The 1,369-nt window shown below is 63.4% G+C and carries 1 protein-coding gene and 2 pseudogenes; 2 read left to right on the top strand and 1 reads right to left on the bottom strand.

Annotated features, from left to right (window positions below):
- Positions 1 to 270, bottom strand: a pseudogene (locus JHD73_RS27725) (NAD(P)(+) transhydrogenase (Re/Si-specific) subunit alpha); the annotation flags it as partial.
- Between the two features lie 274 nt (positions 271 to 544).
- Between JHD73_RS27725 and JHD73_RS27720 the strand changes: the two are divergent.
- Positions 545 to 1,039: an NUDIX hydrolase gene (locus JHD73_RS27720; RefSeq protein WP_199033331.1), complete on the top strand. Its 495-nt coding sequence runs from the start codon at positions 545 to 547 to the stop codon at positions 1,037 to 1,039.
- Positions 1,036 to 1,369 (top strand): annotated as a pseudogene (gene mnmA, locus JHD73_RS27715) (tRNA 2-thiouridine(34) synthase MnmA); the annotation flags it as partial. The gene JHD73_RS27720 and the pseudogene mnmA, both read left to right, overlap by 4 nt.

Here is a 1,369-nt window from a genome sequence, read left to right as displayed (position 1 = left end):
GATCAGCACCGCGCCCGCTTGCATCTGCGCAAGCTCTGCGGGTTCGGGCGAGCGCACCTTGAGCACGATCTGCGCGCCCAGTGCCTGCGCTGCGGTGCCGATCTTGGCGCCGACGGCCGCGTAAGCCTCGTCTGGCTGAGCGGCCGCCACGCCGGCGCCGGATTGCACCGTCACCTGATGGCCTTGCGCCACGTACTTCTTGATCGTCTCCGGGGTCGCGGCAACGCGCGTCTCGTCCGCCCGCGTCTCCTGCGGGATGCCGATGTGCATCGTGTTCTCCTCGTTGTGGTGCGCGCAAGAGGTGAAGAAGGGCGCGCTTTGATCGGTTTTATTGAACGCTGTGCAGCTTACCCGAAGTTTTTGGCAGTGGGACGCTCCTCGAAGATCACATCGGTATTCCAAAGGAGTGAAGAACACGGGCCGATCCGTCGCAAACGTGTGCCGAACTGAGCACAACTTAGGACAACGAACGACGAGCCGCCAGCGCGAGCGGGAAGTGCGTCCGCCCGCTACAATAACGCCTTGTTTTTGTTGCCTTTTTGCCATGAGCCAAGCCGTTCGCTGGAAACCCAGCGTCACCGTTGCCGCCGTCATTGAACAGAACGGGCGCTTCCTGCTGGTCGAGGAGCACACCGATGCCGGTCTGCGCCTGAACCAGCCCGCGGGCCATCTCGACCCGGATGAAAGCCTGGTGGATGCCGTCGCTCGCGAGGCGCTGGAGGAAACCACGTACAGTTTCGTGCCGACCGCCTTTCTTGGCTGCTACATGGCGCAGTTTCAGCCGCCGCAGGGCGATCCGGTCACCTATGTGCGAATGGCCTTCACGGGCGAGCTTGGGCCACAGGACCCGCGCCGCACGCTCGACGAGGGCATCGTCCGCACGGTCTGGATGACGCCGGACGAGATCCGCGCCAGCCGCGATCGGCATCGCAGCCCGCTACTGCTCGCTTGCGTGGAGGACTACCTGGCCGGCAAGCGCTATCCGCTTGACATCATCCATACGCACGCCAGCGTGTATGGCCTGGGGGTGGCGCCATGAGCAAGAAACGCGTCGTCGTCGGCATGTCCGGCGGCGTGGATTCCTCCGTCACGGCGTGGCTGCTCAAGCAGCAGGGCTACGAGGTCATCGGCCTGTTCATGAAGAACTGGGAAGACGATGACGACAGCGAATACTGCTCGACCCGACAAGACTGGATCGACGTCGTCTCTGTCGCCGACCTGGTTGGCGTGGACGTGGAGGCGGTCAACTTTGCGGCCGAGTACAAGGATCGCGTGTTTGCGGACTTTTTGCGCGAATACTCCGCCGGCCGCACGCCCAATCCTGACGTGCTGTGCAACGCCGAGATCAAGTTCAAGGCCTTCCTGGACC

It is taken from the genome of Ralstonia sp. ASV6, from assembly GCF_016429285.1.
GTDB classification, from domain to species: domain Bacteria; phylum Pseudomonadota; class Gammaproteobacteria; order Burkholderiales; family Burkholderiaceae; genus Ralstonia; species Ralstonia flaminis.
The sequence above is the reverse complement of the archived record's forward strand: the minus strand, read 5'-3'. Positions and strand labels throughout refer to the sequence as shown.

Bases quoted from the DNA above. Each gene is read 5' to 3' on its own strand.
- JHD73_RS27720 (WP_199033331.1), top strand. From the start codon at position 545: ATGAGCCAAGCCGTTCGCTGGAAACCCAGCGTCACCGTTGCCGCCGTC.